Consider the following 6,077-nt stretch of genomic DNA (forward strand, 5'->3'; position numbering starts at 1 on the left):
TTATGCGAAGAATAATCCACATAGTCGGCTTACTCGCCTTACCTATTATTGTATCCGGATGCAGTGATCTGGGCGTTAAGCCTTGGGAAAGAGATGTTTTAGCACAACAAGAAATGAACCTTATTAGCGATCCTCTCGAAAGCAGTTTAGATGATCACATTTATTTCAGTAAAGAAGCCAGCAGTGGCGGGCAAGGATTTGGAGGTGGTGGCTGTGGCTGTAACTAAGAAAACTCATAAAAATCGCGAATTGGCTCAATTATTAACCGCGGCTAGCTGCGCCTTAATTAGCGGCTTATCACAAGGGGTTAATGCTGCTGACAGCTGGGATGTAGACTCAGCTTTTCTACTCTATTCAGAAAGCGATGGTCGTGTCTCTGCCGCCGAGCCAGTTATTAGCGCCACCAAGAACTTTGATGAAGAAACTAAGCTCACTTTCAAGATTGCAGCAGATACCTTAACAGGAGCGTCACCAAACGGCGCTACCGCCAGTGATCATGTACAAACTTTTACCAGCCCTTCAGGTAAAGGTTTGTACAATGCCGCAGCGGGCGAACAACCACTTGATGACACCTTCAAAGATACTCGTATCGCACTTTCTACTAATTGGGCAGCCCCTATTAATCGAGATTGGGCCTACGGAGTCGGTGGTTACCTTTCTAAAGAGCATGATTATCAATCACTTGGGCTAAATGGCAGCTTGTCTCGCTATTTGAACCAAAAGAATACAACTCTTACTCTAGGGTTAAATCTATCTAACGATACTGTCAACCCTGAAGGCGGTGTACCAACAGGTCTAGTGCAAGTTCCTTTAAGCAGCTCAGACAGCGAGTTCACACAGCGTAGTGATTCTGAAAACAAAAACTTGGTCGATGCTGTATTTGGTGTCACTCAAGTGATCAATCGCAGCACTATAATGCAATTCAACTATGCACTCAGTACCAGTTCAGGCTACCTAACAGACCCTTATAAAATATTGTCCGTTATAGATGATAATGCAGGCGCAAATTTTGGAGGAAATTTCCAGAGTGGTGGTAGAGACTTATATCTATACGAAAAACGCCCAGACTCACGTCTAAAACAAAGTATCTATTGGCAAACAAAACACCAATTCGAAAATGACAATATACTGGATGTAAGTTATCGCTACATGTTTGATGATTGGGGCGTTAACTCTCACACTATCGATGCTAAATATCGCTTCCGCTTTGATAATCAGTACCTAGAACCCCAACTTCGTTGGTACACTCAAAGCAAGGCCGATTTCTATCATAGATATTTAAACTCGAGTGATTACTCTTCGGCTGATTTTGCCAGTGCAGATTATCGTTTAGGTGACCTAGATACATATACGTTAGGCCTAAAATACGGATATAAATTTGCTGATGAAACCGAGTTTTACACTCGCTTATCTCTCTATCATCAAGAAAGTTCTGGCGATAAAGGTTATGGCAAACTAACAACACAGGAATTGTATCCAGGTTTGGATGCGGCTATGTTGATCGTTGGATATAAATTTTAGGTTTACATCTCCCCTCTATTCAAGGGAATAGAGGGGATGTTCGTAATACAGAGAAGCCATGAATTTACTTGAAGAATTACCAATAGATACATCGTTAAACCCATCAAACCACCCCAATCCAAGCCTATGGCAAGTGAATGAAAATTCCTATCAAGTTCAGTTTGAATGCATGGCAAGTGATTGCTCTATATTGATTGAATGTAAACAAATTGATTTAGTCAAAGCCGCAGCAAACAGTGCCGTCATTGAAGCTTGGCGTATTGAGCATAAATTCAGCCGCTACCAAACAGATAACACATTTGCAGAAATTCATTCGAAGACAGACATCATTCAAACCTTAGATGATGAGACCACCCAATTAATGATTTTCGCCGATCATGCCTACCATGCCTCACAAGGTCTTTTTGATATTACATCCGGCATCCTAAGAAGAGGATGGCATTTCGATGGTAGCAACAACTTACCTGAAACAAGCACCATAAAAGAATTACTAACCAACGTTGGCTGGGCAAAATTAGGTTGGGATCCTAGCAATCCAAACCAACTGACACTTCCAAAGGGTATGGAACTCGACTTTGGAGGCATAGGAAAAGAGTATGCCGTTGATAAAATGCTTTTGGTTTTCCGCAAAATCTTTTCACAGACAACGTCAGCTATCTTAGTTAACTGTGGTGGTGACTTAGCCTGTAGCGGCAAAAGATTAAATGGTGAAAGTTGGAAAGTTGGTATAGAAGCAGTAAACGACCAAACAAAAGCAAAACATATTGTCGCCTTATCTTCTGGCGCCCTTGCAACCTCAGGTGACAGCCGTCGCTTTTTATTAAAAGATGGCATCCGCTATTCTCATATCTTAAACCCTATCACTGGATGGGCAATAACAGACGCTCCAAGAAGTGTTACCGTTGCAGCTCCCACCTGCATCAATGCAGGCATAATATCGACACTAGCCCTTTTACAAGGCACTGAAGCTGAAAACTTCCTCTCATCTTTAAACATGCCACATTGGCTATCTCGCTAACACATCACTTTCAAAGATAAACCTCTTGCGGGACAAACATCGGCGATGGTGATTCCCTATAGCAAAAAACCCTACCCTGCTTAGCAGGATAGGGTTTCTTTAATTAAATCTTGATAACGACCTACTCTCACATGGGATCTCCCACACTACCATCGGCGATGGCGCTTTTCACTTCTGAGTTCGGGATGGGATCAGGTGGTTCAACGCCTCTATGATCATCAAGAAAACTGGTTTGTTTTATTAGCAATCGTCTAATAAAACCAAATTTTCAATTGCCTAATTACTTATTAGGACTTCTAAATATAAAGCTTGACGACAAGCTAGTATCACATGCTTATCTGTCAAAAATAGACCCACACCATCGGGTAAATCTATTTCTTAAATATAAAGCTTGACGACGACCTACTCTCACATGGGATCTCCCACACTACCATCGGCGATGGCGCTTTTCACTTCTGAGTTCGGGATGGGATCAGGTGGTTCAACGCCTCTATGACCGTCAAGCAATTCGTTTTGCGTTTGTTCTGAGCTGCACTGTGTTGTGCGCTGACCTTTTAAGGTTAGCTTGACTCAAAACACGCGAATACGTGCTTGGATCTTTAACAATTCTTTTTTGAAATAGCGATAACCAAGTATCAAACCGATGCTCATCATTGCTGATGCTGTATCGTAATCTGTGTCTGCGATTTTTTAAAAAACCACTTTGGTGTTATATGGTCAAGCCTCACGAGCAATTAGTATTGGTTAGCTCAATGCCTCACAGCACTTACACACCCAACCTATCAACGTCCTAGTCTCGAACGGCTCTTTAGGGGACTTATGTCCCAGTGAGATCTTATCTTAAGGGAGGCTTCCCGCTTAGATGCTTTCAGCGGTTATCCCGTCCGAACATAGCTACCCGGCAATGCCACTGGCGTGACAACCGGAACACCAGAGGTTCGTCCACTCCGGTCCTCTCGTACTAGGAGCAGCTCCTCTCAAATCTCAAACGTCCACGGCAGATAGGGACCGAACTGTCTCACGACGTTCTAAACCCAGCTCGCGTACCACTTTAAATGGCGAACAGCCATACCCTTGGGACCGGCTTCAGCCCCAGGATGTGATGAGCCGACATCGAGGTGCCAAACACCGCCGTCGATGTGAACTCTTGGGCGGTATCAGCCTGTTATCCCCGGAGTACCTTTTATCCGTTGAGCGATGGCCCTTCCATACAGAACCACCGGATCACTAAGACCTACTTTCGTACCTGCTCGACGTGTCTGTCTCGCAGTTAAGCGTGCTTTTGCCTTTACACTCTATGCATGATTTCCGACCATGCTGAGCACACCTTCGTGCTCCTCCGTTACTCTTTGGGAGGAGACCGCCCCAGTCAAACTACCCACCACACAGTGTCCTCGATCCGGATTACGGACCTGAGTTAGAACCTCAAACATACCAGGGTGGTATTTCAAGAGTGGCTCCATGCAAACTGGCGTCTGCACTTCAAAGCCTCCCACCTATCCTACACAAGTAGGTTCAAAGTTCACTGTGAAGCTATAGTAAAGGTTCACGGGGTCTTTCCGTCTAGCCGCGGATACACAGCATCTTCACTGCGATTTCAATTTCACTGAGTCTCGGGTGGAGACAGTGTGGCCATCGTTACGCCATTCGTGCAGGTCGGAACTTACCCGACAAGGAATTTCGCTACCTTAGGACCGTTATAGTTACGGCCGCCGTTTACTTGGGCTTCGATCAAGAGCTTCGCTTGCGCTAACCCCATCAATTAACCTTCAAGCACCGGGCAGGCGTCACACCCTATACGTCCACTTTCGTGTTTGCAGAGTGCTGTGTTTTTAATAAACAGTCGCAGCCACCTGGTATCTTCGACCGACTAGTGCTTACGGAGCAAGTCCTTCACACCGGCCGGCGTACCTTCTCCCGAAGTTACGGTACCATTTTGCCTAGTTCCTTCACCCGAGTTCTCTCAAGCGCCTTGGTATTCTCTACCTGACCACCTGTGTCGGTTTGGGGTACGGTTCCTGCATATCTGAAGCTTAGAAGTTTTTCCTGGAAGCATGGCATCAACCACTTCGCCCAAAAGAGGGCTCGTCATCAGTTCTCGGTCTTAAAAGGGCCCGGATTTGCCTAAGCCCTAAACCTACCGCCTTAAACACAGACAACCATCGCTGTGCTGGCCTAGCCTTCTCCGTCTCTCCATCGCAATATGCACGAGTACAGGAATATTAACCTGTTTCCCATCGACTACGCATTTCTGCCTCGCCTTAGGGGCCGACTCACCCTGCCCTGATTAACATGGGACAGGAAACCTTGGTCTTCCGGCGGGGGAGTTTTTCACTCCCCTTATCGTTACTCATGTCAACATTCGCACTTCTGATACCTCCAGCCTGCCTTACAGCTTGACCTTCAACGGCTTACAGAACGCTCCTCTACCATGCCTAGTAAACTAAGCATCCGTAGCTTCGGTGGCCAGTTTGAGCCCCGTTATATCTTCCGCGCAGGCCGACTCGACTAGTGAGCTATTACGCTTTCTTTAAAGGATGGCTGCTTCTAAGCCAACCTCCTAGCTGTCTAAGCCTTCCCACATCGTTTCCCACTTAACTGGCACTTTGGGACCTTAGCTGACGGTCTGGGTTGTTTCCCTTTCCACGACGGACGTTAGCACCCGCCGTGTGTCTCCCGTAATTGCACTCATTGGTATTCGGAGTTTGCATGGGGTTGGTAAGTCGGGATGACCCCCTAGCCCAAACAGTGCTCTACCCCCAATGGTGAGATACGAGGCGCTACCTAAATAGCTTTCGAGGAGAACCAGCTATCTCCGAGCTTGATTAGCCTTTCACTCCTATCCACAAGTCATCCCCAGCCTTTTCAACGGATGTGGGTTCGGTCCTCCAGTTAGTGTTACCCAACCTTCAACCTGCTCATGGATAGATCGCCCGGTTTCGGGTCTATTCCCAGCAACTAAACGCCCTATTAAGACTCGGTTTCCCTACGGCTCCACTAAACGCTTAACCTTGCTACTGAAAATAAGTCGTTGACCCATTATACAAAAGGTACGCAGTCACGGAACAAGTCCGCTCCCACTGCTTGTACGTACACGGTTTCAGGATCTATTTCACTCCCCTCACAGGGGTTCTTTTCGCCTTTCCCTCACGGTACTGGTTCACTATCGGTCAGTCAGGAGTATTTAGCCTTGGAGGATGGTCCCCCCATATTCAGACAGGATAACACGTGTCCCGTCCTACTCGTTTTCATGATTAAGGTGTTTTCGTATACGGGGCTATCACCCTTTACAGCGGCACTTTCCAGAGCCTTCTACTAACACCAAAACCACTTAAGGGCTAATCCCCTTTCGCTCGCCGCTACTTAGGGAATCTCGGTTGATTTCTTTTCCTCCGGGTACTTAGATGTTTCAGTTCCCCGGGTTCGCCTCCTCACAGCTATGTATTCACTGTGGGATACTCTACAAGTAGAGTGGGTTTCCCCATTCGGACATGTTCGGATCAAAGTCTGTTTATCGACTCCCCGAACCTTTTCGCAG

General features: G+C 46.3%; 3 protein-coding genes and 3 rRNA genes (1 of these 6 cut by a window edge). 3 read left to right on the forward strand and 3 right to left on the reverse strand.

The genetic code is table 11. From position 1 onward, the window contains the following. The first annotated feature begins 2 nt into the window (after window positions 1–2). The 3 genes from AABA11_RS08655 to AABA11_RS08665 are packed head-to-tail and all read left to right on the forward strand — an operon-like array spanning window position 3 to window position 2,539. A complete protein-coding gene (locus AABA11_RS08655) occupies window positions 3–227 on the forward strand; it encodes a DUF4266 domain-containing protein (RefSeq protein ID WP_338267068.1) in 225 nt (74 codons plus the stop codon). Then, window positions 151–1,521 carry a DUF3570 domain-containing protein gene (locus AABA11_RS08660; protein ID WP_338267070.1) on the forward strand — a complete coding sequence of 457 codons (1,371 nt, stop codon included), beginning with the start codon at window positions 151–153 and terminating at the stop codon, window positions 1,519–1,521. Before AABA11_RS08655 ends, AABA11_RS08660 begins: the two co-directional genes overlap by 77 nt. Window positions 1,522–1,579: 58 nt before the next feature. Then, window positions 1,580–2,539, forward strand: coding sequence for an FAD:protein FMN transferase (locus AABA11_RS08665; protein ID WP_338267071.1), 960 nt, complete (start codon window positions 1,580–1,582; stop codon window positions 2,537–2,539). 108 nt (window positions 2,540–2,647) lie between these two features. On the opposite strand, the gene rrf (AABA11_RS08670) is transcribed toward AABA11_RS08665, so the two are convergent. From rrf (AABA11_RS08670) to AABA11_RS08680, 3 genes are all read right to left on the reverse strand, one after another. Then, window positions 2,648–2,762, reverse strand: a 5S ribosomal RNA gene (rrf, locus tag AABA11_RS08670). A 166-nt stretch (window positions 2,763–2,928) separates the two neighbouring features. Further along, window positions 2,929–3,043 (reverse strand): 5S ribosomal RNA (rrf, locus tag AABA11_RS08675). 209 nt (window positions 3,044–3,252) lie between these two features. Next, window positions 3,253–6,077 (reverse strand): 23S ribosomal RNA (locus AABA11_RS08680) (it continues 65 nt past the right edge of the window).

The organism is Marinomonas pontica, assembly GCF_036322735.1.
Taxonomy (GTDB): Bacteria; Pseudomonadota; Gammaproteobacteria; order Pseudomonadales; family Marinomonadaceae; genus Marinomonas; species Marinomonas pontica.